This window comes from Sphingomonas sp. LR59 (assembly GCF_036855945.1).
Taxonomy (GTDB): domain Bacteria; phylum Pseudomonadota; class Alphaproteobacteria; order Sphingomonadales; family Sphingomonadaceae; genus Sphingomonas.
The window spans coordinates 2,079,056-2,103,258 of record NZ_JASPFL010000001.1 but is presented as its reverse complement, the minus strand read 5'-3'; the positions used below and the strand labels follow the sequence as shown (position 1 = coordinate 2,103,258).

At 66.0% G+C, this 24,203-nt stretch carries 22 protein-coding genes and 1 pseudogene; 8 read left to right on the top strand and 15 right to left on the bottom strand.

What is annotated here, in order from left to right:
- Positions 1 to 66 precede the first annotated feature (66 nt).
- Positions 67 to 903 (bottom strand): type 1 glutamine amidotransferase, encoded by an 837-nt coding sequence (locus tag QP164_RS09650; RefSeq protein WP_333923000.1) that lies wholly within the window; start codon positions 901 to 903, stop codon positions 67 to 69.
- Positions 904 to 958: 55 nt separating this feature from the next.
- Between QP164_RS09650 and QP164_RS09645 the strand changes: the two are divergent.
- The 7 genes and pseudogenes from QP164_RS09645 to QP164_RS09615 all read left to right on the top strand — a co-directional run bounded on the left by QP164_RS09645 (position 959) and on the right by QP164_RS09615 (position 7,747).
- Positions 959 to 2,199: pseudogene (locus QP164_RS09645) on the top strand (DUF2252 family protein).
- Between the two features lie 33 nt (positions 2,200 to 2,232).
- Positions 2,233 to 2,811, top strand: a complete 579-nt coding sequence (locus QP164_RS09640) for a hypothetical protein (protein WP_333922999.1) — start codon at positions 2,233 to 2,235, stop codon at positions 2,809 to 2,811.
- Between the two features lie 84 nt (positions 2,812 to 2,895).
- The gene (locus QP164_RS09635) at positions 2,896 to 5,484 is read left to right on the top strand and encodes a PAS domain-containing protein (protein ID WP_243643461.1); all 2,589 of its coding nucleotides are present in this window, start codon (positions 2,896 to 2,898) and stop codon (positions 5,482 to 5,484) included.
- A 251-nt stretch (positions 5,485 to 5,735) separates the two neighbouring features.
- Positions 5,736 to 6,101, top strand: a complete 366-nt coding sequence (locus QP164_RS09630) for a hypothetical protein (protein ID WP_132741577.1) — start codon at positions 5,736 to 5,738, stop codon at positions 6,099 to 6,101.
- Positions 6,102 to 6,259: 158 nt separating this feature from the next.
- Complete coding sequence (locus QP164_RS09625) at positions 6,260 to 6,544, top strand: CsbD family protein (RefSeq protein WP_132741579.1); 285 nt, start codon at positions 6,260 to 6,262, stop codon at positions 6,542 to 6,544.
- A 91-nt stretch (positions 6,545 to 6,635) separates the two neighbouring features.
- Complete coding sequence (gene aqpZ, locus QP164_RS09620) at positions 6,636 to 7,490, top strand: aquaporin Z (RefSeq protein WP_132741581.1); 855 nt, start codon at positions 6,636 to 6,638, stop codon at positions 7,488 to 7,490.
- Positions 7,490 to 7,747: a hypothetical protein gene (locus QP164_RS09615; RefSeq protein ID WP_333922998.1), complete on the top strand. Its 258-nt coding sequence runs from the start codon at positions 7,490 to 7,492 to the stop codon at positions 7,745 to 7,747. The genes aqpZ and QP164_RS09615 overlap by 1 nt, the downstream gene beginning before the upstream one ends.
- Positions 7,748 to 7,903: 156 nt before the next feature.
- On the opposite strand, the gene QP164_RS09610 is transcribed toward QP164_RS09615, so the two are convergent.
- From QP164_RS09610 to QP164_RS09555, 12 genes are all read right to left on the bottom strand, one after another.
- Positions 7,904 to 8,401, bottom strand: coding sequence for an Hsp20 family protein (locus tag QP164_RS09610; RefSeq protein WP_333924228.1), 498 nt, complete (start codon positions 8,399 to 8,401; stop codon positions 7,904 to 7,906).
- 160 nt (positions 8,402 to 8,561) lie between these two features.
- Complete coding sequence (gene treF / locus QP164_RS09605) at positions 8,562 to 10,151, bottom strand: alpha,alpha-trehalase TreF (RefSeq protein WP_333922997.1); 1,590 nt, start codon at positions 10,149 to 10,151, stop codon at positions 8,562 to 8,564.
- Between the two features lie 90 nt (positions 10,152 to 10,241).
- Positions 10,242 to 12,938 (bottom strand): TonB-dependent siderophore receptor, encoded by a 2,697-nt coding sequence (locus QP164_RS09600; protein ID WP_333922996.1) that lies wholly within the window; start codon positions 12,936 to 12,938, stop codon positions 10,242 to 10,244.
- Between the two features lie 93 nt (positions 12,939 to 13,031).
- A complete protein-coding gene (locus QP164_RS09595) occupies positions 13,032 to 14,030 on the bottom strand; it encodes a FecR family protein (protein ID WP_333922995.1) in 999 nt (332 codons plus the stop codon).
- The gene (locus QP164_RS09590; protein ID WP_333922994.1) at positions 14,027 to 14,188 is read right to left on the bottom strand and encodes an RNA polymerase sigma factor; all 162 of its coding nucleotides are present in this window, start codon (positions 14,186 to 14,188) and stop codon (positions 14,027 to 14,029) included. Before QP164_RS09590 ends, QP164_RS09595 begins: the two co-directional genes overlap by 4 nt.
- Complete coding sequence (locus QP164_RS09585; RefSeq protein WP_333922993.1) at positions 14,137 to 14,562, bottom strand: RNA polymerase sigma factor; 426 nt, start codon at positions 14,560 to 14,562, stop codon at positions 14,137 to 14,139. The genes QP164_RS09590 and QP164_RS09585 overlap by 52 nt, the downstream gene beginning before the upstream one ends.
- 69 nt (positions 14,563 to 14,631) lie before the next feature.
- Positions 14,632 to 15,240: an MFS transporter gene (locus QP164_RS09580; protein ID WP_333922992.1), complete on the bottom strand. Its 609-nt coding sequence runs from the start codon at positions 15,238 to 15,240 to the stop codon at positions 14,632 to 14,634.
- Positions 15,201 to 15,956, bottom strand: coding sequence for an MFS transporter (locus QP164_RS09575; protein WP_333922991.1), 756 nt, complete (start codon positions 15,954 to 15,956; stop codon positions 15,201 to 15,203). The genes QP164_RS09580 and QP164_RS09575 overlap by 40 nt, the downstream gene beginning before the upstream one ends.
- A complete protein-coding gene (locus tag QP164_RS09570; RefSeq protein ID WP_333922990.1) occupies positions 15,934 to 16,923 on the bottom strand; it encodes a glycoside hydrolase domain-containing protein in 990 nt (329 codons plus the stop codon). Before QP164_RS09570 ends, QP164_RS09575 begins: the two co-directional genes overlap by 23 nt.
- Entirely contained in the window at positions 16,896 to 18,182 is a 1,287-nt protein-coding gene (locus tag QP164_RS09565) for a glycoside hydrolase domain-containing protein (protein ID WP_333922989.1), read from the bottom strand. Before QP164_RS09565 ends, QP164_RS09570 begins: the two co-directional genes overlap by 28 nt.
- The gene (locus QP164_RS09560; RefSeq protein ID WP_333922988.1) at positions 18,179 to 19,324 is read right to left on the bottom strand and encodes a YdcF family protein; all 1,146 of its coding nucleotides are present in this window, start codon (positions 19,322 to 19,324) and stop codon (positions 18,179 to 18,181) included. The genes QP164_RS09565 and QP164_RS09560 overlap by 4 nt, the downstream gene beginning before the upstream one ends.
- Before the next feature lie 5 nt (positions 19,325 to 19,329).
- On the bottom strand, positions 19,330 to 21,873 hold the full coding sequence (locus QP164_RS09555) for a TonB-dependent receptor (protein ID WP_333922987.1): 2,544 nt from the start codon (positions 21,871 to 21,873) through the stop codon (positions 19,330 to 19,332).
- A 113-nt stretch (positions 21,874 to 21,986) separates the two neighbouring features.
- On the opposite strand from QP164_RS09555, the gene QP164_RS09550 reads away from it, so the two are divergent.
- On the top strand, positions 21,987 to 23,105 hold the full coding sequence (locus QP164_RS09550; RefSeq protein ID WP_132898027.1) for an ROK family transcriptional regulator: 1,119 nt from the start codon (positions 21,987 to 21,989) through the stop codon (positions 23,103 to 23,105).
- On the opposite strand, the gene QP164_RS09545 is transcribed toward QP164_RS09550, so the two are convergent.
- Together QP164_RS09545 and QP164_RS09540 are read right to left on the bottom strand one after the other, a co-directional pair.
- The gene (locus QP164_RS09545) at positions 23,080 to 23,367 is read right to left on the bottom strand and encodes a hypothetical protein (RefSeq protein WP_333922986.1); all 288 of its coding nucleotides are present in this window, start codon (positions 23,365 to 23,367) and stop codon (positions 23,080 to 23,082) included. The genes QP164_RS09550 and QP164_RS09545 overlap by 26 nt on opposite strands.
- A 10-nt stretch (positions 23,368 to 23,377) precedes the next feature.
- Positions 23,378 to 24,154 carry an SDR family NAD(P)-dependent oxidoreductase gene (locus QP164_RS09540; RefSeq protein WP_333922985.1) on the bottom strand — a complete coding sequence of 259 codons (777 nt, stop codon included), beginning with the start codon at positions 24,152 to 24,154 and terminating at the stop codon, positions 23,378 to 23,380.
- Positions 24,155 to 24,203 lie beyond the last annotated feature (49 nt).

Genomic DNA, 24,203 nt, shown 5'->3' with positions numbered 1-24,203 from the left:
GGCAAGCCCGCAAAGGTCTCGTCACGTCAGCCGGTGCGATTCCTACCGGCCCGAACCCATGCGCGCTCAGCGTTCGGCGAGATGCTCGAGGAAATTGACGAGCTCGGTGCGACGGCTCGCTTCCTCGGCGAAGGCGCGATCGATCCCCAGTGCCCACCATAGCGCGCGGCGATCGGGGTCGTCGTGGAGCGCATCGAGCAGCGAGGCCTGCCGCTCGACCTCCGCTTCGTTTTCGGCAAGGCCAAGGTCGACGATGTCCGCCGACTGCCGACGTAGCGCCACGGCGATCTCGCCCGGAGCCAGTTCGGGATGATATTGCACGCCCCAGAATGTCCCGCCGTCATGGCGGATCTCGGCGGCCTGGACGGTCGTCACCGCGTTGCTGGCAAGCAGGATCGCATCGGCGGGAAGCGCCTCGACTTCGTCGCCATGGATCGCCGGCGCGTCCCAACTGGCGGGGCGGCCGGCGAGCAAGGGATGGTCGCGCCCGGCTGCCGTCGGCGTGATGCGGCGCGCGATCCCCGCTTCGAGCCGTTCGGGCATCTTGCGAACCTTGCCCCCGGCCGCGGCAACCGCGATCTGCAACCCGGCGCAAGATCCGAACGACGGTGTGTGCGACGCAAAGACGGTGCGCATGAACGCGATCTGGCGGCGGACTTCGGGGGTGTCGTCATAGACGTGCATCGGCGATCCGGTGATGAACACCGCGTCGAACGCGCGCAGTTCGCCCGCGTCGAAAACCCGGGCATCGTCATCGGCGGGGGCGACGATGGTGATCGCGGCACCGGGCCGGATCTGGCGCAACGTCGCGGCATAGGTCTCACCCGAACTCTTGCCCGCATGCCGCCGACGCGCCTCGCGCTCGTCGGCAGTTTCGCTTTCGGCCACCAGAAAATTCAGCAACGACAATCCTCTATCAAGCGTCTCTGCGGTGCCGAACGCGCGGCAACGCGTTTGGATGGCGGGTGGATGGCGGGAAACGTATAAATACAGGTCAGTATCGGTGTCGGTTTTGCGCGCTAGACGTTCTGTCTCCGTCGCCGCTGAAATGGATTTTACCGTAATGCCGAAGCCAATGCCCGCCGCCGCCGATCGTCGGGCCGTTCTCGAAGGAAACCGGACCCGCAAGATGGCGCGTTCGGCGCATGCCTATGTGCGCGGCAACACCGCCCAATTCTACGAATGGCTAGCAGCGTCGCCGGTCGCCCGACGCGTTCCCACCGGCCCGGCAATCTGGATCAGGCGGTGATCGGCAATCCGGCCCACGACCTGATCCGTCTCGGTCTGTCGCTGGCGACGGCGGCGCGCGGCTCGGACCTGCCAGGCGTGACGACCGCTCGGATGATCGAGGCGATGGTCGAGGGCTATGCCGCCGCGATCGACGATCCGAAGACGGACGATACAGGTCCCGAACCCGACGCCGTTCGCAGCGTTCGCAAACGCGCGCTCGGACGACGCTGGCGTCACCTTGCGAAGGAACGGCTCGAAGCGATCGAGCCTCAGATCCCGCTCGGCCGTAAATTCTGGGCGTTGGCGGATGACGAGCGCGCGGCGTTGACCGCGGTGTTCGACGATCCCGCCGTCGCCCGGATGATCCTGTCGCTCGATCGCAAGGATAAGGGGGCGGCGCGCGCGATCCGGCTGGTCGACGCCGCGTATTGGATGAAGGGGTGCAGTTCGCTGGGCCTGCTGCGCTTTGCCGCGATCCTCGAACTAAAGTCCGCCAAGGGGCGGTCGAGCTATGCGATCGTCGACCTGAAGGAAGCGGTCGCACCGATCGCGCCTCGGGCGGCGTCGTTGACGTCCGCCGATCCCATGCCAGCCGATAATGCGGAACGGGTCGCCGCCGCCGCCCGCGCGCTGTCACCGTATCTTGGTGCCCGAATGATCCCGGTACGGATGCTGGGCCGATCGTTCTTCATCCGCGAACTCGCGCCCCAGGACCTGAAGATCGAAGTCGATCAGTTCAGCCACGGCGAGGCGATCAAGGCGGGCCGTTATCTCGCCTTCGTGGTCGGCAAGGCTCATGCCCGGCAAATGGACGACGCGACCCGGCAGCGCTGGCTGGCGATGCTGGAGGCGGATCGGCGCGGTGCGATCGACGCCCCGACCTGGTTGTGGGACAGCGTGGTCTCGCTCGCCGGTGCGCACGAAGCGGGATATCTGGAGCATTGCCGTCGCTACGCGCTCGCAGCGTAGCGATGACGCGGTGTCGAGTGCTAACACCGCAGCATGGCCCGCGCACAAAAGCTGAAAGTCTATCGTACCGTGGCGGGGTTCCACGACGCGTATGTCGCCGCCGCCAGTCAGAAGGCGGCCCTGGCCGCATGGGGTAGCGACAAGGATCTGTTCGCGCGCGGTATCGCCGAGCAGGTCACGGATGACGCGCTGACGGCGGAACCGCTTGCGGCGCCGGGCACGGTCATCAAGCGCGCGCGGGGGACGGGCGCGGAAAATCTGGCAGTCGAGGTGGAGACACCGCAGGCACGTCGCACCGGACCGCAGGAACCGACACCGTCGAAGTCGGGTCCGAAGCCCAAACCTTCACCCAAGCCCAAGCCTTCACCCAAGCCATTACCCAAACCCAAACGCGATGCACTGGACGCCGCGGATGACGCGCTGGCGTCGCTCGAAACCGAGTATCGTCTGGCCATCAGGTCGATCGAACAGGAAGAGGCCGACCTTGCCCGTCGTCGTCGCGCGCTCGAGCGCATGCAGGACGCCGGGATGAAGGAAGCCGTCGCCGCGCGCGATGCAGCGCGCGAACACTATGACGCCGCGCGTGCCGCCTGGCTGCGAAGCCGTACCTGACCTGTCGTATCGTCACCGTTCCGACGTTGCGGCGATCCCGGGGCGGGCCTAGATGTCAGGGACTTAGCGACAATCGAGGCGGCCTTGACCGATACGACCGACAGCGCCGTCCAGGGCGTGCCGAAAATGACTGCCGATGCCGAGCGCATTGCTGCCGAGGTACTGGGGCAGGATGTCGGGACCGATCCGTTCGTCGCGGCGGTGCGCGCGACTCGGATGCCGATGATCATCACCAATCCGCGTCTCCCCGACAATCCCGTGGTGTTCGCCAATAACGCCTTCTGCCGGTTGAGCGGGTATACGCGTGAGGAGATTCTGGGGCGCAACTGCCGGTTCCTGCAGGGGCCGGCAACCGATCCCGCGACGGTCGCCAAAATCCGAGATGCGGTGCGGCGTGTCGAGTCGATCGAGATCGACATTCGCAATCAGCGCAAGGACGGAGAGCTTTTCTGGAACCGGCTGCTGATGGCGCCGGTCTACGACACCGAGGGCGTGCTGGCGTATTTCTTCGCCAGCCAGGTCGATGTGACGATCGAGCGCGAGAGGCTGCACGGTCTGGAAGTCAGCAACGCGTCGCTCATGGCGGAACTGACCGATCGACTGCGGCTGCAAAAGGAGCAGGAGCGCGAACTGGCGTTCACGCTGAAGGCGGCACGGTTCGGCACCTGGACGCTCGACATCGTCAGCCGCCAGCTGATCGCATCGGAAACCTGCAAGGAGATCTTCGGGCGTCCGATCGATCAGCCCTTCACCTATGATGAGCGGCTACAGGCGATCCATCCCGACGATCGGGAAAAAAGCGCGGCGGAGGTTCGTCGCTGCATCGCCGAGGGCAATGATTATGACGTGATCTACCGTATCTACCGGCAGGACGGTGAGGTGCGCTGGATCGCGTCACGCGGTCAGCCCTTCTACGATGCCAAGGGCGAGGCGTTGCGGATCGCCGGGGTGTCGACCGATATCACCGAGCATAAGCGCGACGAGATCATGCGCGCCGGGCTCGTCGAACTGGGGGACGTCTTTCGCGATACCGACCAGCCTGAGGACATCGCATTCGCCGCGGCGCGGATCATCGGCAAAACGCTGGAGGCAAGTCGCGCCGGCTTTGGCGAGATCGACTTGGCGGCGGAGACGGTGACGATCGTTCGTGACTGGAGTGCGCCCAATGTCGCGCCGTTGACGGGGACGTTCGCGCTACGCGCCTATGGTTCGTACATTGACGATCTGAAACGCGGCGAAGAAGTGTGCGTGGAGGATGCGCGGACCGATCCGAGGACCGTCACGACCGCAACCGCGCTCGAAGCACTCGACGCGCGGGCGATCATCAACATGCCGGTCATGGAGAATGGCCGTCTCGTGGCGATGCTGTACATCGCGTCTGCCGGCGCTCGGCGCTGGCGACCGGACGAGGTTGAGTTCATTCGCGAGGTCGCCGAACGGACGCGGATCGCTACCGAGCGCCGCCGCTCCGAACACGCCCTGAGTATGCTCGCCGCTTCGCTCGAGCAGCAGGTCGCGGCGCGGACGAGCGAATTGCAGACCGCGGAAGACGCGTTGCGCCAGTCGCAGAAGATGGAAGCGGTCGGCCAGCTGACTGGCGGCGTTGCGCATGATTTCAACAATCTTCTCACGGTGATCCGCTCCGCCACCGACCTCCTGAAACGCCCCGATCTCAGCGCCGAGCGACGCGAGCGGTATATCGATGCGATCTCCGATACCGCGGACCGTGCGGCAAAGCTGACCGGGCAGTTGCTCGCATTCGCACGCCGGCAGGCGTTGCAGCCTGAAGTGATCGACGTCGGACAGAGTCTGCGCGTGATCTCCGACATGCTCGGCACGCTGACGGGGTCGCGGATCGTCATCGCCATCGATCTTCCCGACACGCCGTGCTTCACGAATGTCGACCCCAGTCAGCTCGATACCGCGTTGGTGAATATGGCGGTCAACGCGCGCGACGCGATGGAGGGGGCCGGGCGGATCGATATCACGGTACGATCGGCGGGGCTCATTCCGGCGGTCCGCTCGCACCCGGCGGTCGAGGGGCGTTTTATCGCCATCGCAATGGCCGACAGCGGTTCGGGAATCGAACCCGACAAGCTTGAGCGTATCTTCGAGCCGTTCTTCACGACCAAGGGGGTTGGGCAGGGGACCGGACTGGGCCTTAGCCAGGTCTTCGGATTCGCCAAGCAATCGGGTGGCGACATCACGGTCGAGAGCGAGGTCGGCCGGGGCACGGTCTTCACGCTGTATCTTCCCCAGGTCGATCAGGGCGCGCCGGCCGAGGTCGACGATGTGGGCGAGGGCCTTGCCGATGGCCATGGCACGTGCGTGCTCGTGGTCGAGGACAACAGCGAAGTCGGGACCTTCACGACGCAGTCACTCGCCGAACTCGGGTACGTGACGGTCTGGGCGGCGGACGCTCAGGAGGCGCTTGCCGAACTCGCGGTCGACGCGACACGGTTCGATATCGTCTTTTCGGACGTAGTGATGCCTGGAATGAACGGCATCGAATTGGGCAAGGTGATCCGCGACCGCTACCCGACGCTGCCGGTGGTGCTGACCTCGGGCTACAGCAACGTGCTGGCGCAGGACGGTACGCACGGGTTCGAGCTGCTGCACAAACCCTATTCGGTCGAGCAGTTATCGCGGATTCTGAGCAAAGTCGTGGGCTGACCGGCTGTCGCGCACCGCTGGCAATAAGAGGATAGGCAAGGCGATTGGCGTGATCGGCATGCCGCGGACCCATGCCGACGACGCGGCCGCTTGAGCGTTTGCATGGGGCGCCGATAGTATAAACGTCACAAGCGCATAGTGCATGGTTACCTGGGATACATCCGGCCGCACGCTGGTTATGCGTCTGGGAAATATGGGTTTTGCGTCCGGTCGGAGCAAAGCCGCATGGTGCCCGAAGACAGGGGCTTATCATGGTTCAGCATCGTAGTTTCATCCGCGTCGCAGGCGTTCTCACCGTTGGCATCGGCGCGCTATCGTTGGCGGCATGCGTCAATCCGTCGGCCAAGATCGCGACCTCGCTGGAGGGCTATGGTTTCCAGCCGGCTCAGTCGCAGTGCGTCGGCGACCGGCTCGAGGCGAACCTGTCGCTTGGCCAGCTCCAGCAGCTCGGTCGTGCCGCCAAGGCATCGCGCGAAGGCGACACAACACCGGGCCGCCTGACCGCGAGCGATTTCATCCGCGTGTCCAGCCAGGTCAAGGATCCCAAGGTGCCGCTCGAAGTCGGCAAGGCCGCCGCGGCCTGCGGCATTCTGAGCGACCCCGCATCGCCGCTCTGATGCGATGATCGGCTGCGATGAATCGTTCGGTATCCGGATCGTTCGCGGATCGTAACGACGCCACCGACGTTACCGACACGCCTCGTCCCCGATCGAAGCATCTCTGATCGAAGTTTTCAAACCCTTCATCAACCCCATCATCAACCAAGGAGAATCATATGAACACCGACACCCTCGCAGGCGCAGCAACCGATTTCGGCGGCAAGGCCAAGGAAGCTCTCGGCACCGCGACCGGCGACACGTCGCTGAAGAGCGAAGGCGTTGCGGATCAGCTCGGCGGCACGGTCCAGAAGACCGTCGGCCAGGCCAAGGACGTCGTCGAAGAGAACATCCGTCCGCTGGTCGACTATGTCCGCCAGTTCTCGAAGGAGCGTCCGTTCACCGCAGCAGCGGTTGCCGGCGTTCTCGGTATCGCGCTGATCAACACGCTCCGCGGCAAGTAACCGCGTGGCCGGTGGGCGTGCCTGGCACGCCCACCGGTATTTTCGACCATCAGAGATGCGCAATAACGCGTCCTGTACGAGGTGTCAGGGGATGACCGAAGCCATCTATCGTCCGACCGTCGGCAAGACCGACGGTCCGCCTAGGCCACGCCCGATCGCCACCGCGCGCCGACTTGCCGCGGAAGCCATCGGCACGTTCTGGCTGGTACTGGGCGGATGCGGGGCTGCTGTCCTCGCCGCAGGTAGCGGCGTTCCCGGCACGATTGGGATGGCCGGTGTCGCTCTTGCCTTCGGTCTTACCGTCTTCACCATGGCATTTGCCGTCGGTTTCATTTCCGGCGGACATTTCAACCCAGCGGTCAGCGTGGGGCTGACCGTTGCCGGCCGCTTTCCAGCGCGCGACCTTCCCGGTTATATCGCAGCGCAGGTCATCGGCGGCATCCTCGGCAGCGCCGCGCTCGCTGCGCTGGCCTCCGGCACCGGCGGGTTCGATCTCGTCGCGAGCGGGTTCGCCGCCAACGGCTATGGCGCCCATTCGCCAGGCGGCTACAGCGCCGCGACCGCGTTTCTCAGTGAGGCAATCCTCACGGCCGGCTTCCTGACCGTCATCCTCGGCGCTACCGACGAGCGCTCGCCGGCGGCCTTCGCGCCGCTGTCGATCGGCCTCGCGCTGACGCTTATCCACCTGATTTCGATCCCGATCGACAACACGTCGGTCAATCCCGCGCGCAGCACCGGCCCCGCTCTGTTCGTTGGCGGCTGGGCGCTGTCGCAGCTGTGGCTGTTCTGGCTCGCACCGCTGACCGGCGCCGCGGTCGCTGGACTGCTTGGCCGCTGGCTGTTCGCGCATACCGATGAGGATCAGTCGCCCGGCCCGATCGGCGATACCCCGGTCGAAATGCTGGTCGGCGACGATCGCACCCCCGCGGAGGGAGGCCGCGTATGATGGATCACAGCGACTACGACACGGCGTTCGACGAAGCCCATCACGAGCCACGGTCCGAGGAGGAATGGGAGGGTTTGTGGAACACCGACGACCGCAACCGCGACACGCTCCGCAAGATCGAACTGGGGCTAGCCGTGATTGCCGCGGCGGTTGCGCTGGTCGTGATGCGCGGTGGCTGGCTACGCATGTCGTCGCGGGCGCGCCATGTCGTGCCATCCGCGGCCGATATCCACGTCAAGCTCCCACCGCCACGCTGATGCCCTTGCTTTGGGGGCGCGCGTACCAAGGGACGTGACGGATCGTAGGCGGTTGAGAGTTCCGCCTGCAGCGACGTAGACCTGACAAGCCGCATCGCAGGCAAAGAAAGCGGTTGCCAGCATCGTTGCCGGCAACCGCGTTTAAGGTCGTGAAACTCAGGCGGCGCTGCGTTCCGCCTGGTGCTCTTCGATGCGTACCGCGGTGTCGCCGGTGCTACGATCATTAGCCGCAGCGCCGGCAATCTCGATCCGCCGTGGCTTCATGGCCTCCGGAACCTCACGCTTAAGCGCAATACGCAACAACCCATTGTCAAAGCTCGCGCCCTGCACCTGGACGAAATCGGCCAGTTGAAAGCGTCGCTCGAACGCGCGCGTGGCGATGCCGCGATGGACGAAGCGGCCCTCGTCGCGGTCATCGGGCTTGCGTCCGCTGACGGTCAGCTGGTTGTTCTGCGCGACGATCTCAATGTCGTCGGGGCTGAACCCAGCCACGGCGAGCGTGATCCGATAGCTGTCCTCGCTCTCACGTTCGATGTCGAACGGCGGATAGCCGTCTACCGTCTCGGTTCGCGCAGTCGCCTCCAGCAGGTCGAACAGCCGGTCAAAACCGACAGTGGACCGGCGATACGGCGTAAAATCGAAGTTCGTCCTCATATCCAAATCCTCCACATGAGCAATCTGAGCATAAGGAGCACCGGGAGAGCCGGTGCCCTCAGTCACCGGACCAATCGCGTCCGGCGATGGCGAAGATAATTCACCCGATCGCCGCATCAAGATTGCGCTGCGATTTTTTGGAGCCGAATTTCGGACGTAGTTATCCCGCTGGGCGCGCAAGATCGGGATAGCGATCGAGGATCGCGCTGGCGACGCCGTTGGTCCAGCCGAAACCGTCCTGCACCGGATACTCGCCGCCGCCGCCGGGGGTGCGCTGCTCGATATTGTACTTCTCGAGCATCTTGCCGGTTTCGGCATAGGCCGCGCCGACCGTGCCGATCCAGCGCCGCGCAATGTCCTTGGCGAGGGCCGGTTCGCCATTCGCATCGAGCCCGGCGATCGCGACCCATTGCAGCGGCGCCCAGCCATTGGGTTCGTCCCATTGCTGGCCGGTCTTCAGCGTCGTGGTGCGCAGTCCGCCCTCCGCGACCAGCGATCGGCGCACGGTCGCCGCGACCGCTTTCGCCTGTGCGGGCGAGGCGAGCCCGACGAACAGCGGCTCGATCATCGCGGCGTTGATGCTGGCGGTCGGCTTGCGGGTCGACAGGTCCCAGTCGGCATAGCGCGTGGTCGTCGCCTGCCAGAGATAGCGGTCGATCGCCGTCTTGCGCCTGGTCGCCATCGTCGTGAACGCGGTGGCGCACGGCGTGTCGCCCGCGGTTTGGCAGCGTGCGGCGATCCGACGCTCCATCACCCATAAAAGACTGTTGAGATCGACGGGTACGATGTCGGTGGTGTGGATCGTCGTCAGTGATTGCGGATCGCGCAGCCATCGCGAGCTAAAGTCCCACCCGCTTTCCGCACCGGCGCGAAGATTGCGCTGGGTGTCGGCGGCAGGGCGAGGTGCAGCCTTCGCCGCGGTCGCGACGTCCTCGGCATAGGATTCGTCGCGTGGCGTATCGCGGTCGTCGTAATAGCGGTTGAGCACGCTGCCGTCGGGCATCCGCACCACGCGCAGGCAAGCGGGTTTGCCGGCGACGCAGGTCTCACCCTTCATCCAGAACGCGTGTTCCGCGCGCAGGGCCGCCAGCCGACGCTTCGCCACCGCCGGATCGGTGTTGGTCGAGAGATCGAGCATCATCGCGTAATAGGGCGGCTGCGAGCGGCTGAGATAATAGGTTCGCGTGCCGTTCGGGATATGGCCGTATCGCTCGATCAGGCTGGTGAAATCGTCGAGCATCGTCTCGACGAGCGGCTGCTGGCCATCGACCTTCAGCCCGAGCATGGTGAAATAGCTGTCCCAGTAATAGATTTCGCGGAAGCGTCCGCCGGGGACGACATAGGGCGCAGGCAACGGCAGCGCGGAACTGCCAGCGACCGGTGCAACGGGCTGGCGCACGAGTTGCGGCCAGAGCGTGCGGACATGCGACCGAAGATCGCCGGAACCGCGATCATTCTCGCCAGGGACGATGAAATTGGCGAGGATAAAGGCCTTCAGCGCCGGGCCTTCGGGCTTGGCCTGCGCATAGTCCGCCATGATCGAATCAGCAGCGCGCTTGGGTATCGCATCGACGAACGTCTTGCCGTCCGCGAACACATGGCCTTGCTGTACGGCCTGGAACAGCGGCCCGTACAGATCCGCCGGCGATCGGATCGCGGTGGAGGAAAGGCGCGCGGGGGCCGGACCAGACTGGGCGGGCGCCACTGCGGCGACCGAGGCCAATACGGCAAAACGGCTGATAGTCTTCATCACGTGCGATCATCCCGGTAGAGCGATCGATCCCGCCGACATGGCGGGATCGATCGCCGAAGCCCTTATCAGAATTTGCCGTAGCGCCGATCAGAACTTGAACGCGGCGCCAAACCGGATCGACCGACCGACGATCGGCCGGGCGAGGATCGTACCGCTGCCCTGCGATCCGAGCGTCCGCGGATTGCCCTCGGTCAGCCCGATCTCGTCGGTCAAATTGTCGCCGATCACCTGGAACTGGATCTGCGGGGTCAGATCGAGCGTGGCGCCTGCATCGAGCTTGTAATAGCTCGGCAGGACCTGCGCGTTCTGGACGTCGGAGAACCGGTCGCCGACATAGCCGATCGTCGCATACACGCCGGCCTTGGCGTCGCCGCCGAGCTCCAGATCATAGGCAGGGGTGACGCGCCACTGCCATTTCGGCTGCCGCTGGACTCGGTTGCCGGTCAGGTCGGTCAGGCCGCCATCGGTGAAGAAGTCACGGTATTTCGCGTCGAGATAGGTCGCCGATCCGCTGAGCGTGAAGCCGCCGAACGGCCGCAATTGCCCCTCGAACTCGACACCGGTCGCCTTAGCACCGCCAACCGATGCGATCGGTGCGCCGCTGGTGATGACCGTCGTCGCGAGCCCGTCGAAAGTGTTGTGGAACACCGTCGCATACAGATTGGCGATGCCGGTCGAGACCTTCACTCCGCCCTCATAGCTGTCGACCTGCGGTGCGACGTCGATGCCGTCGCGCAGATTGTCGAAGAACGGGAAGCTGTTGCCGCGGCTGTAGCGGACGAACGCGCCGATCTCGCGCGTCAGATCGTAATTGACGCCGCCGGTCCACGACCAGGCATCGCCGCGGTAGCGGATCGTGCGGAAGGTGCCGTTCAGCTGGGCGTCGCCATTGTCGTACAGCGTCAGCGGATTGCCGTCAGCGCCCGCCGCCGGGACCGTGCCGGCGAGGTTCTCAAGCGTGCCGTCGACCGAGTGGTGCTGATAGCGGACGCCGCCATCGACGCGCAGTTTCTCGGTGATCTGCAACTCGTCGACCGCATACCCGGCGACGTCCTCGCCGGTGTAGCGCGCGTTGACCTTGAACGTCGAACCGCCCGAAAAGCCGTCGCGCGTGACGATCCGGCCGTCCGCCAGCGTCAGGTTGAGCCGGCGTGCATTGGGTTCGGCGGTGAGCAGCATGCTGTTGCCGAGATTCCACCGGTCGCGCGACTTGTAGCGTGTGTAATAGATGCCGCCGGTCAGCGTGTTGCCGCCCGACTTCCACGCCAGCGCGAAATCGTTGACGAACGCCTGGATATGCTTCTCGACGCTCCACAGCCCAGCCTCGACGACCGCGGTGTTGGGCGATGCCGGGGCACCGCCGGTGGCGTAGGTGAGCGATCCGATCGTGCCGCCCTTGCCGGCAGCATAGGCGGCGGCGGTGATCGGCGGGGTGCCGCCGGGGACCAGCCCGATCGTGTTGGCATCGCCCTCCATCCAGCTCCCGCGATCGCGGATGGTGATGCCGCTGCCGAGGTCGTAGTCGAAATTGCCGCCGAGATTATAGGTCTTCGCGCTGCGGCCGTCCGCCAGATCGACGCGGCTGCCGTCGTTGCGCACACCGATCCGCGTGTCGCGTCCGACCAGCGTGCCGGTGCCGGCATCGAAGCCGGGATATTCGCGGATCTTGTTGCCGTCCTGGACGACCGGGATCGGCAGCAGCCACTGACCACGATCGTCGAGATAGCGGCCGAACAGCAGGATCGAGCCCTTGTCGAAATCATGGCGGATATTGCCGGTGATCTGGCCGCCGCGCTCCGCCTCGAACTGCGCATCGCGGATGCCCCGCGAAGTCGAGTAATAGCCGCCGACCATGTAGGTCGTGCTGTCGTCGATCGGACCCGAGACATAGCTGTCGACGCGGAACTCGCCGAAATCGGTGCCGCTGAGCTTGAGCAATCCGGCCGGCGTTTGCTTGCCCTCGCGCTGGACGAGGTTGACCGTGAGCCCGGGCTGGCCGTTCGAGAACAGTGCGCCGGTGCCGCCGCGGACCGCCTCGACGCGCTGGATCGTCTCGTCGATCCGGATCAGCTGCGTATTCTCGAGGAACGACAGCGTCGGCGGCGGGAAGAACGGCACGCCCTGCGTCTGGAAGGTGACGTATTCCGCATCGCCGCCCGACGGATAGCCGCGGACGAAGATGTTCGCGCCGGTCTTGCCGCCCGAGCTCTCGGTGCTGACGCCCGGTACGGCGCGCAGCACCTCGGCGGTGCTGGCGGTGCCGAGACGCTGCGCCATCGTGCTGTCGATCGTGGTCACTGCAAACGCCGCGCTCTGCCGCCGCGTGCCGCCGCCCGCGGTGCCGATCACGACGATATCCGCGGCGGGTTCCTCTGGCGCGGCCTGTACGGGCGACGGGTCGGGAGCGGGCTGAGCCGGCTCGGTCTGCGCCGCTGCGGGGATCGCGCCCGCCTGCTCCTGCGCCGCGACGATCAGGTACGCGCCGCTCGGCGTCAGGCGGTGGTCGAGGCCGGAGCCCTTCAGGATCGTCGTGAGCGCATCGCCGACCGCCATCCGGCCGTTCACCGCGCGCGCGGTCTTGCCGCGAACGAGGGTGGGCGCAAACAGGATCTGCTTGCCGCTCTGGCGTGAAAAGGCGAGCAGCGCGGTGCTCATGTCCTGCCGGGCGATGCGAACGCCGACCGCGGCCTGCGCGGTCGCGCCGATCGGGATGCCGCCTGCGCCGAACACCAATGCGGTCATCATCATGCCGCGCATCAGCACGGTCCTGCCTGTGGATGTCATGCAATCCTCCCTGTACGTGCGATCCCTCTGCCGGGGTCGATCTGAAGGTAAAGACGCAACGCTCCGAAAATACCGAACCTGTTCGATCCGTTTTCAGCGGTATTTTTTCGTCGCGATCCTGATGCGGCCATCGGCGCGGCGATCGACCGTCACCGGAAAGCCCAATTCCAGCGCATCGAGGAACGGCTGCACGTCACCGGTCCGGAACGATCCGCTGATCCGGACCGCACCGGCGCTGGCGTCGGCGATCGCGATCTGCGGCGTGCCATAGCGATTCATTTCGGCGACCGCGTGGCGCAGGCTCGTATCCTCGAACACGAGCCGCCCCTCGCTCCAGCTCGACAGCGCCAGCGCCATGCCGGGCACATGGCGCACCGATATGCCGGTGGTGGAGGCGGTCAGAACGTCGTCGGGCACCATCTTGACCGGCCTGACCTGGCCGCCGCTGGTCGCGACGCTCACCAATCCCTCGACCAGCGCGACCTGTACGGTGCCCGGATCGAGCCTCACGTCGAACGCGGTGCCATGCGCGGTGACCGCGTGCGATCCCGCGAAAACGACGAACGGTCGGGGCTGGTGCTTGGCCACCTCGAACAGCGCCTGGCCGCGTTCGAGCACGAGCCGCCGTTCGGAATCGCTATACGCGACGCGGACCCGGCTGTCGGTGTCGAGCGTCAGCCGCGATCCGTCGGTCAGCGTCACCATCAGGCGCTGGCCCGTTGCGGTGCGATAGGTCGGGGCGCTTGCGATCCGGCTCGCCGGCGCACCATCGTCGGCCAGCCGCAGCCACGCCAGCGGCGCGACCACCGCGGCACAGGCCGCCGCCGCCAGCAACCAGGGCGCGGTCCGGCGCGGGGCCCTGGGCGCACGGGCCAGTGCGACACGCGCCACCGTGGCATGGCGCAGCGCGAGCATGTCGGGATGATCCGCCAGCGCCGCGCTCGCCTCGCGCGCGTCGACGACCGCGTCGTATGCGACCTTGTGACCCGGCTGCGCGTGCCAATGGTCGAACTGCGCGCGCGTCGAATCATCCGATGCCGCATCCAGACGCTCGACCCATTCGGCAGCCTCGATCATCACGCGACCGTTCACGCGCGCCAGTCCTTCAGACGGTCCGCGACATGCGCGAGCGCGCGCGCCTGATGCTTTTCGGCGGCGCGAGTCGAGATGGCCATGGCATGCGCGACATCGGCCATCTTCAGTCCCTCCAGCATCCGCAGCACGAACACGTCGCGCGTGCGCTCGGGCAATTCGGCCAGCGCACGGCGCAGCGCATCGGCGACCTGCCTGCTTTCCAAGACGCGGTCGGGGAAAAGTCCGAACCTTCGAGTGAAAAATCGTCGATCGGATCCGACAGTCCTGCGCCGCGCACCTGATCGCGTCGCGCCTGATCCTTCAGGACATTGGCCGCCGTCACGAAGATGAAGCTGTCGCGCTGGCGGATGTCGTTGGGGTCGGTCAACCGGCTGAGGCGGAGGAACACCTCCTGCACGAGATCGGGAACGTCGTGCGGTGCCGACACGCGGCGATTGAAGTAGCGGCTGAGCGGACGGCTATATTTCTCCACCAATGCCCGCAGGATCGTCGTCCTGTCGCCCGGTTCGGACGATCGTTCCCTCTCCATCCCCATGTCATCGGTCTAAAGGGTCCGTATCGGCCGTCAACATCGACCGACGGGACGTCTTGCCTGTGCCTATCGATCCGACGCCCGGCTCCACCGACTCAGACCCAGGACCAATGCAAAGCACAAAGCTGCGCCCGACAGCGGCACCGACCACGCCATCGTCATCAGCCGCGCACCCTGCGCTTCAGTGAGCGGCGTGGCGATGGTCCAGCCGATCCGCGACAGGCCATGGCCGAGCAGCGCACCGCTAAGCCCACCGCCCGATTTCAGCGTGAGCAACAGCAACGCGACCGGAAGCCCTTCGAAGCGCATGCCGGTCTGGCGGTCTCCGTGATCGATCGCATCGGCGAGCGACGCCCAGATCATCATCTGCAACCCTGCATTACCGATTCCGAACAGCGCGATGCCGGCGATGGTCGATGCCGACCCGGTCGCGAACAGCGCCAAGCCGGCGGCGGTCGTGGCCAGCGCGAGAGCAAGCACGTGGGTTTGCCCGATGCGCCGGGCGATGCTCATCCAGCCGGGCAGCGCGACGAGTTGCGAGAGCGCCAGCGTGGTTAGCGCCGTGCCGGTCCAGCTCGCATCATGGACGATGCCCTTACCGATATAGGCGAAGGACCGGGCGAAGAAGGGCAGCGTCAGCGCCTGCGCGAAGCCAAGCGCGAGCAACAGCAACAACGGCCGGTTGCCGAGAACCCAGGCGAGCGGGGCACGGGGGCGGATATTTCCGGCACGACCCTCACTCGCGGCGCGGCAGCGGCCGAAACCCACAAGGTCGCTACATAGGTCAGCGCCGCACACCCGGTGACGACGAAAAGGGCATGGCCTCCCGCGGCGCGCGCCGGGTCGACGAATGTCCGCGCAAAATGCGCGACCGTGAGCGCCCCGAGACAACTGAACATGTAGCGCAGTCCCGACACCGTGGTCGCCGCACCTGGCGATCGTGCCATCCGCATCATCAGTGCGTTGTGCGCGACGTCGCAGACCGAATAGGCGGTGCGGAACAGCAGCACGATCGCGAGCGCCCAGACAAGGATCGCCGTCCCGCGCCAGCCCGGATCGACGAAGAACACCGCGAAAAATACGCCGACGACGGGCGCGCCGACGAACAGCAGCCGGCGATACAGGCCGAGCCGGTCTGCGGAACGATCGACCAGTCGACCAAGCAGCGGATCGCACAGGCCGTCCCAGACCAGGCCGACCATCACCACCAGGCCGGCAGCGGCGGGCGATACGCCCCAGCGTTCGGTCAGAACGAACAGCAGGAAGAAGTCCATCGTCGAGGCGAGGACGTTCTTGCCGAAGTTTCCGCTCGCATAGCCGACCAGCCGTGCCCGGTGGACCGGGCGTTCGACGACGTCCGTGGCAACTCTAGCGGCGGCGGCTTGCTCCATCCTTCGGGGTCTTAGCGCCGGTGTCTTGCAGTTGCGGGACATTTCGGACGGTCGTGATGGTCAGCGTGCCGCCGCGGAGCAGGTCCGCGTGCTGGACGCGGAAGTTCGGGAGGGGCCGTCCGTTAAGGCTGGCCCGCGTGATCCGACCGTTTACCGGGCCGGCGCGCTGGATCGTCAGCGTGCGGCCGTTGCCGAGATCGATCGTGCTTCGCGCGAACGCCGGGGTCGTCACGACGTACCACGGCTCGCCCGGCACTAGCGGATACAGGCCGAGCGTCGCGAACACGTACCACGCGGTCATCCCGCCGGCATCGTCGTCCATCCCGTCGGCAAAGCCCTGCGGCGACAGCGCGAAGCTGCGCCCGACGAACGGGACCGGCAGCTTGCCACTGTTGGTATAGGGGTGCGCGATCGGCTTGGTCAGGATCGTCTGGACGAGGTCGGCGGTCGCCTGCGGCTGGCCCAGCGCGGCGAACATCCAGGGCACCTGAATGTCGGGCTCGTTGGTCATGTTGAACAGCCCGGCATCGAAGAAGTGATGCAGTTCGCCGAGCAGCCGTTCGCGCCCGACCGTCGCGGTCATCCACGGCAGGTCGAAGATCGGCGCCCAGCGATATTGCCACAAGGTGCCCTGATACAGCCCGCGCGCTTTGACGATGTCACCATCCGCGCCCGGCGTCTGGAACACCGATCGCCACATCGGGCGGTAGCTTTGCGCCTTGGCGGTGAACGTGCGTTCGAGGTCTGTGCGACCGAGATCGCGTGCGAGTTCGGCGGTCGCCCAATCGTCATACGCGGCTTCGATCTGTTCGTCGGGCGTGCCGCGCTTGAGCGTGTCGCTGTCCGCCGCCATTCCCGCCAGCGCGGCGTCCGCGTCGAACGCGATGCCTTTGCGATGCATGTCGAGCAGCGCGATCCCGGCATGTTCGGTGCGGACCGTCAGGAAGGGTTCGTGGGGGTCGACCATTGCGCTTTACCGTTCGCATAGAGCGCGACCAGCGACTGCGCGATATCGGCGCTGCGCTCGGGCTGGAGCAGCGCGAGCAGCGGCATCTGGGTGCGGTAATTGTCCCAGAGCGACCAGTTGGCGTAGCGCGTCCGACCCTTCGGCGAGGTCTGCACCGCGCCGTCATTGTCGCGGTGGCGGCCGTCGGGATCGTCGATCGCGACCGGGGTTTCCATGACGCGGTAGAGCGAGGTGTAGAACAGCGCGCGCTCGTCTCGCGAGCCGCTCGGCACCACGCGGCCGAGGATGCGGTTCCAGGCGCTGCGCGTTTCGCCTGCGACGGCGGCGAGGGACTTGTTGCCGACCTCCGTGTTGCGGACCGATGCTGCGCCGCGTCCGTCGACGGTCGACAGGCCGGTACGGATTTCGATCGCGTCGCCCGCTTTGCCGGCGATGTGGAGCGTCGCCAGATCGTTCGCGCCGGCGGTCAGCGTCTGGTGGATCGGGCGTCCGTTGACGAGGATCCGGCTCGCGCTGTGGAGATGATAGGCACCCTGGTCGCAGACCGTGCCCGCGACGAGGTCGGCGCGGAGGTCGTCGCTGGCGAGGCTGCCCCAGCTAGCCGCCAGACGTTTCGAATAGCTGTGGCGCGGGTCGATCCGCAGGTCGACCGTGCCGGCGCGGGGCAGGGTGAAGCGAAGTACGCCGGCCCCCCGCGTTGCTGCCATCTCGGCCAGGATGCCGCCGTCGTAGCGGACGCGGTACGTCCCGGCGCGCGCGGTTTCGCTGGGTTTGTCGATCAGTGCCGGGCCGGTCTGGCCAGCATAGCGCAGCGAGATCATCAGGTCGCCGCCTGCGCCCCCGCAGCCGACTCCGACGCCGCGGGTATGTGAGAAGCCGAGCAATGTGGTCGCGGCATGGTCGTAGCCGGCGTGGTTGGCGGGGCTGGTGTCGGGGCCGAGCTGCATCATGCCGAACGGCGCGACGGCGGCGGGGGAGAGTTGGCCGAAGTCGGCGAGCGTGCCGACGAAGGGGGCGACTAGGTCTGCGGGGGTTTCTTGTGCGGTCAGGGCGGCGGGGGTCGCGAAGATGGCTGCGAACAGAAAACCAGCCTTACAACGGCGCCTCCCCGGCGAAGGCCGGGGCCCAGGAGGAAAGGTCGATGTAACCGAGCGCGGCCCTCCGTTGGCGACGTTTCCCAACTGGGCCCCGGCCTTCGCCGGGGTGGAGGCAGGGGTGTTCGTCGTGCTAGACAATGCGTGCCTGAAATATTCGCTCATGGATCGAGAGGATCGCGCGGATCTTGTCGTAGGGATAGCCGCGACGGTTGAAATTCCAGGTCGTACGCTGACAGGCGCCGCCCAACGGTCCCCGGCAGATAGCCCAGTTCCGTGCGGTTGCGGTCGGTGAAGGTCTGGCTTTCGATGTATTTGCTCTGCTCGGCGTCGGTCACGATCAGCGTCGGCTGATCGAGCGGGATGCCGAGCGCCACCATCCGCCGCGTCGCGTTGCGCAGGTTGGTGGTCGTGTGCCGCGCATAGGGCTCGAGGATCACGCGGTCGGCGGGGATACCGTAGCGCTCGATCAGGGCGCGGCGGATCTCGACGGCTTCGACGAACCGCGTGCCGCGCGGATGCACCGCGCTGCCCGAGACGAGGATGAACGGTGCGAGACCCTGGCGATAGCGTTGCGCGGCGAGCAGCGCGTGGAGCTTGCTGCGCGGGCTGAGTTTAGTGCTCGTATCTTCAGGACCGACGCCGGGGACGATCAGCAGCGAGTAGCGGAACGCCTTCCAATCGGTCCGCGCGGCAAGTGTGCGTGCGCCTGCATTCTCGCGCTGGTCGAGCGGTTCGAACCGCGTCGCCGCCGTCGCATCGTTGGCATCGAGCAACGCCACGGCCAACCGCACGCTCGCTGCGATCGTCGCGGGCGGCGCATCGGACGCGGCGCGCGCGGTATCGATCGCGACCTTCACGCTGTCGGCGAAGAACGGCGTGTCGGTTGCGAAGATCGGGCCGTCGATCTTGGGATAGCGGCCCGGCAAGCCGAGGCCGTAGACTCGCAGTACGACGTTCAGCGCTTCGAGCTCCTGGTCGATACCGACTGCAACCGGCAGATCCGCATTCGCTTTGATCGAACGCAGAGCGCCGGTCTTGGCCAGCCTTTCCGCCATCATCGCCCGGTCCTGATCGGTCCAGATCGTCGCCTCGATCACGCAGGCGGACACGTCACCGCAGGCGGCAATCCGTCGCGCCCGCGTGTCGAGCGTCGCTGGCGGCAACCGCCCCAGCGCGCCGAGCATCGGAAACAGCCGCTCCGACAAGGTGTCGACGACCGTATCGCTGACCGCCACCGGTGCGGACGTTTCCGCCCACACCGGAGCCGCCGCCGTCATCGCCAACGCCGCGAGTATCAAACGCAAGCCCGTCACCAGGACTTGCTGACCACGAGGCGGACGTTGCGACCGAAGATCGGGCGGCCGTAGATCGCATCCGCGGTACCTTGGCCGCTCAACTGATCGGTGCGCGTGTTGCCCTCGGTCAGGCCCTTCGCGTTGAACAGATTGTCGCCAACGACCTGCATCTGCCACGTGTCGTGCGTCAGCGTGAGCCCAGCGCCGACCGTCTGATACGAAGGCAGGGCAGTGTTGTTGAAGAAGTCGACATAGCGTTTGCCGGTATATTCGTAGCGGCCGTACAGCTGCACCGAGTTGCCCGCGACGTCGAAGTCGACCGAGGGTCGGATGTTGCCATAGATTTTGGGCTCGCGGACGATCTGGTTACCCTCGACGTCGCCCGCGCTCGCGCCGTTGGCGTTGACGAGGCTCTTATACTGCGGATCGCTGATCGTCAGCGCGCCGGTGACTGCGAAACCGTGCGGCAGCGCGAGGTTGCCGTCGATCTCGATGCCCTTGATCTCCGCCTTGCCGACGAACGGCACCGACTGGTCGTTGCGGCCGGTGACCGGGTCGAGCGCGACGAACGACGCGTTGAGCGGATTATAGCGCGTATAGAAGCCGATCAGGTACAGATACGACCGGCCGAATGCGGCCTTCAGCCCGACCTCATACTGGTTCGCCTTCGAGGTGATGATCGTCGGGTTGATCTGGTAGGTGACCTGCGTCGACGGCGGCGTTTCGAGATGCGACGCGCGGGCATAGGCGCCGAGATGCTGCGTGACGTCGTAGTTGATTCCGCCCGTCCAGTTGGTGATGCTCGGGCTCAGCTTCGAATTGATGATCTGGCCGGTGAACGCGCGGACCGCATTGTCGGCGAGCGTGGTCGGGTCGCCAAGGTTGGCGGAGGTCGTCGCGAAGGCATAGCCGTTGAAGCTGTACCGTTCGTGGCGGACACCGCCGTCGAGCGTCAGGCCCTTGGTCAGTTCCCAGGTGTCGTTGGCGTAGAGCGCGTACATCTTCGCGTCGGTGTTGCCGCGGTTGAGTGTGGTCGTATAGCGTAGCACGCCGTTGTCGGTGATCGAACCGACAGCCTGGCCCGCGGCGTTGTACGCGATCAGATCGAGCGTCCGCGGCTTGCCCTTCACCTCGAGCAGATAGTCCTGATACGCGACCTCGTTGGTCTCGCCGTACAGGCTGCCATACACGCCGACGCGCAGATCGTGCGTGCCGAACCCGGTTGCGATCGAGCGGGTGACGCTGAGATCGCCTTGCGTCGAATAGTATTTCGAGACGACGTCGCGGAACTGCGCGGGGACGACGAGGCCGGAGGCGGCGTTGGGGTCATAGACTTCGGCGCCGTTGGTGCCGGCGATCGCATAGCCGAGCCGGGTCACGCCCGCGCCAAACGCGGTCCGTGCCGCGCCGAGGTTGCTGGCGGCATAGGCGTTGGCGTCCGAGGGGTTGCTGGTCGAATACAGCGCGTTGAAATGGAGCTTGCCGACGCTGACGCCGCCCTTCGCCGCGACCTTCCAGCCGTCGTAATCCGCGTCGTACTGCACGCCGACGTTGCCGAACTGCGTGTGGCGACCATTGCCGAGATCGGCGTCGACGTTGCGCGTCGTGCCGTCGGCCTCGCGGAAACGGATGTTCGCGTTGCGCAGCGCAGGCGAGTTCATCGTGCCGCTGAAGAAGTCGATATACTGGTTGAGCGACTTGCTCGGATCGCGCGGGTCGGCGGTCGGGATCGGCAAATAGAACACGTTGTGATCGTTGAGGTAATTGCCGGACACGCGCAGCGATCCGTTGCTGAAGTCGTGCTTGATGTTGGCGCGGATCTGGCCGCCGCGATCGTTCGGGAAGCCGTTGTCGCGGTAGCCGTCGTGGCGGCGCAGGAACCCGCCGATCGCGTAATAGGTCGAGTCGTCGATCGGACCCGCCTGGTACGCGTCGAGCCGGTAGAGCCCGGTGTCGCCGAGCGTGACCTGTGCCTTGCCGCGCGTCGTGTCGGTGCCCGACACGGTGATGTTGTTGACGATCGCTGCGGCATAGCTCGCATAAACCGGAGCAGGGCCGCCGCGCACGACCTCGACGCGCTGCGTCATCAGGTCGAACCGGTTGATGCTGTCGCCGCGGAAGAAATTGCCGTCATTTTCGTGGAACAGCGGCAGTCCGTCCTGCTGGAACGTGACGAGGCCGCCGTCGCTCGGCAGGCCGCGCAGACGGATGATGTTCTGAACCTCGCCGCCGGTGTTCTCGACCGCGAACCCGGGCAGCTTACCGAGCAGGTCGGCGAAGTTGATCGGCGCAAGCTTCTGGATGTCGGCGTTGCTCAGCGAGTTGACCGCGTAGGAGACGTCGAAGCGGCGCTGTTGGCGAGCCGAGCCGGTGACGATGATGTCGCCGCCGCCGGCGTCAGGCGCCGCGGCGTCGGGTGCGGATGCGTCCGGGACCGCTTCGGCCGGGGGCGTGGCGGCAGGCGGCGTGGTGGGGGCGGTCTGGGCCCAGGCCGGCGACTGCGCGGCGATGCTCAACGCGAGAATGGCGCAACCCGTGCGCAAGCCAAATTTGGTCATCTGTTCGTCCCCAACCCTGTTCGTTGCCACGCCGCTGGACGTGGAATATGACGATTTTAATTAATTTCACGAAATAAACTAATCGACTATCGGGATCAGCGAGGGAGCAGGCAATGGCCTATGCCAAGCTGAGACTGGACGATGACGAGCGGCGGATCATGCAGGTCCTGCGCTCGGTCGGTGCACGATCGCGCAAGCAGCTCGCCGGCGATCTCGCGATGAGCGCGTCGAAGCTGACGCGGCTGTCGAGCAACCTCCTCGCACACGGACTGATCGAGGAATGTCCGAGTTCGGAGCCGGTGACGCCCGGTCGGCCCGCCGTGCCGCTGCGGATATCGCCCGACGCCGGCTACGCGGTCGGTGCGATGCTCCACCGCGGGCTGATGGAGGTGGCGCTCGTCGACTATGCGGGCGGGGTGATCGCACACAGCTCGCAACCGTTCGACGATCCCGATCCTTGCGTGTTCGCCGCACGCGTCACGGCTTCGATGCACGCCATGGCGATCGAGAACCGGCTGCTCGGGCGGCGACTGCTGGGCGTCGGGATCGGCGTTCCGGGCTCGTCGCTCTCGCCCGAGGGGAATCGGCGCTGGACCGTCGACAGCCTCGGGGCATGGCGTGGAATCGATCTGAAGACGCTGTTCGAGGAGCATATCGGTCACCGGATCTGGATCGAGAACGATGCCAATACCGCGGCGCTGGCGGAATATTATGTCGGCGGACTGATGCGGCGCTGCTCGACTGCGGTGGTGATCCTGCTCGGCCATGGGATCGGCGCGGGGATCATCGTCGAGGGGCGGATCCTGCGCGGCGCGATGGCGAGCGCGGGGGAGATCGGCTGTCTCTATCCCAACGACCGGCCACGCCCCTCGACGCTCGACCTGTTGATCACGTTGCGTGAAGCCGGTTGCGAGATCCATTCGCTGGTCGATTTCGAGGCGGTGGTCGCTGGGTATGAAGACGTCGTCGACGCCTGGGTCCGGCGCGCCGCCAGCCAGATCGCACCGATCATAAACTGGGGGCTTGCGTGGATCGATCCGGGCGAGTTCGTGATCTCAAGCCCGCTGCCGAACCGCATCCTGCGTGCGCTCGTCGAGCATATCGACTTCGGCGCGATGCACATCGGCGATCATGTCAGCGGCGTGCCGATCATCTCGGTGTCCACGCTGGAGGGTGCCGCCGCGACGATCGGTGCGGCACTCCTGCCTATCCACGCGACGGCGGTGGCGTGAGCCGCACCGGATCGGGCGTGTAGCCGAGTATGAAGGCGATCACGGTTTCGGCGGGCATCTCGCAGGGGCGTAGCACGGGCCGGTCCGCCAACCTGTAAAGGTTGAAACTGATCCGTGCCTTGCCGCCCAGTTCTTCGCCCCAGACCCAGCACCGCCGACGATCCGCCGAAAGGTCGACCGTGACGCCCCAGCGACAGCCAGCGAACAGACCCTCGCTATAGCCGGTCGGCAACCGGTCGAGCGCAGCGAGAAACGGATCCACCGGTGCCGCGTCAGAGCGTGTCGATCACGCCGCCATCGACGCGCATCGCCGCCCCCGTGGTGGCGGAGGCAAGCGGGGAGGCCAGATAGACGACCATGTTCGCGACCTCCTCGACCGTGGCGGCACGGCGGATGATCGAGCTTGGTCGATGCGTCTGGACGAATGTCGCGGCGACTTCGTCGATCGGCTTGCCGGTCTTGGCGCGTTCGTCCTCGAGCATCGCCTCGACGCCTTCGGACAAGGTCGGGCCGGGTAGCACCGAATTCACCGTCACGCCGGTGCCTGCCATCCGCTTGGCGAGGCCCCGTGCGAGCGCGACGTCGGCGGTCTTGCTGACGCCGTAGTGGATCATCTCGACGGAAATGTTGAAGGCGGATTCGGACGACAGCATCACCAGGCGCCCCCAGCCGTTCGCCGCCATGCCCGGCAGGTATGTACGGGCCAATCGGACGCCGGCCATCACGTTGACCTGCCAGTGCCGGTCCCAGGTCGCGTCGTCGACGTCGAAAAAGTCGGCGGGTTGGAAGATACCGAGATTGCTGACGACGATATCGGCGTGCGGCACCGCGGCGGCGAGCACGTCATGACCGTCGGCGTTGCCGAGGTCTGCGGCCACCCCGCGCGCATTGCCGCCGATCTTCTCGACCGCGGTATCGACCTTCGCCTGCGTACGGCCATTGACGATGACGGTCGCGCCCGCCCGTGCGAGCCCTTGCGCGATGCCGAAACCGATGCCTTCGGTAGAGCCGGTGACGAGCGCGGTCTTGCCGGTAAGATCAATGCGCATGACGGTGTCCTGTGGTCTGTGCGGGGTGGTGCTCCAATCCTCGAACGCG

Bases quoted from the DNA above. Each gene is read 5' to 3' on its own strand.
- QP164_RS09640 (WP_333922999.1), top strand. From the start codon at position 2,233: ATGGCCCGCGCACAAAAGCTGAAAGTCTATCGTACCGTGGCGGGGTTC.
- QP164_RS09630 (WP_132741577.1), top strand. From the start codon at position 5,736: ATGGTTCAGCATCGTAGTTTCATCCGCGTCGCAGGCGTTCTCACCGTT.
- QP164_RS09625 (WP_132741579.1), top strand. From the start codon at position 6,260: ATGAACACCGACACCCTCGCAGGCGCAGCAACCGATTTCGGCGGCAAG.
- aqpZ (WP_132741581.1), top strand. From the start codon at position 6,636: ATGACCGAAGCCATCTATCGTCCGACCGTCGGCAAGACCGACGGTCCG.
- QP164_RS09615 (WP_333922998.1), top strand. From the start codon at position 7,490: ATGGATCACAGCGACTACGACACGGCGTTCGACGAAGCCCATCACGAG.
- QP164_RS09610 (WP_333924228.1), bottom strand. From the start codon at position 8,401: ATGAGGACGAACTTCGATTTTACGCCGTATCGCCGGTCCACTGTCGGT.
- treF (WP_333922997.1), bottom strand. From the start codon at position 10,151: ATGAAGACTATCAGCCGTTTTGCCGTATTGGCCTCGGTCGCCGCAGTG.
- QP164_RS09600 (WP_333922996.1), bottom strand. From the start codon at position 12,938: ATGACATCCACAGGCAGGACCGTGCTGATGCGCGGCATGATGATGACC.
- QP164_RS09585 (WP_333922993.1), bottom strand. From the start codon at position 14,562: ATGGAGAGGGAACGATCGTCCGAACCGGGCGACAGGACGACGATCCTG.
- QP164_RS09575 (WP_333922991.1), bottom strand. From the start codon at position 15,956: ATGGAGCAAGCCGCCGCCGCTAGAGTTGCCACGGACGTCGTCGAACGC.
- QP164_RS09570 (WP_333922990.1), bottom strand. From the start codon at position 16,923: ATGGTCGACCCCCACGAACCCTTCCTGACGGTCCGCACCGAACATGCC.
- QP164_RS09565 (WP_333922989.1), bottom strand. From the start codon at position 18,182: ATGAGCGAATATTTCAGGCACGCATTGTCTAGCACGACGAACACCCCT.
- QP164_RS09555 (WP_333922987.1), bottom strand. From the start codon at position 21,873: ATGACCAAATTTGGCTTGCGCACGGGTTGCGCCATTCTCGCGTTGAGC.
- QP164_RS09550 (WP_132898027.1), top strand. From the start codon at position 21,987: ATGGCCTATGCCAAGCTGAGACTGGACGATGACGAGCGGCGGATCATG.
- QP164_RS09540 (WP_333922985.1), bottom strand. From the start codon at position 24,154: ATGCGCATTGATCTTACCGGCAAGACCGCGCTCGTCACCGGCTCTACC.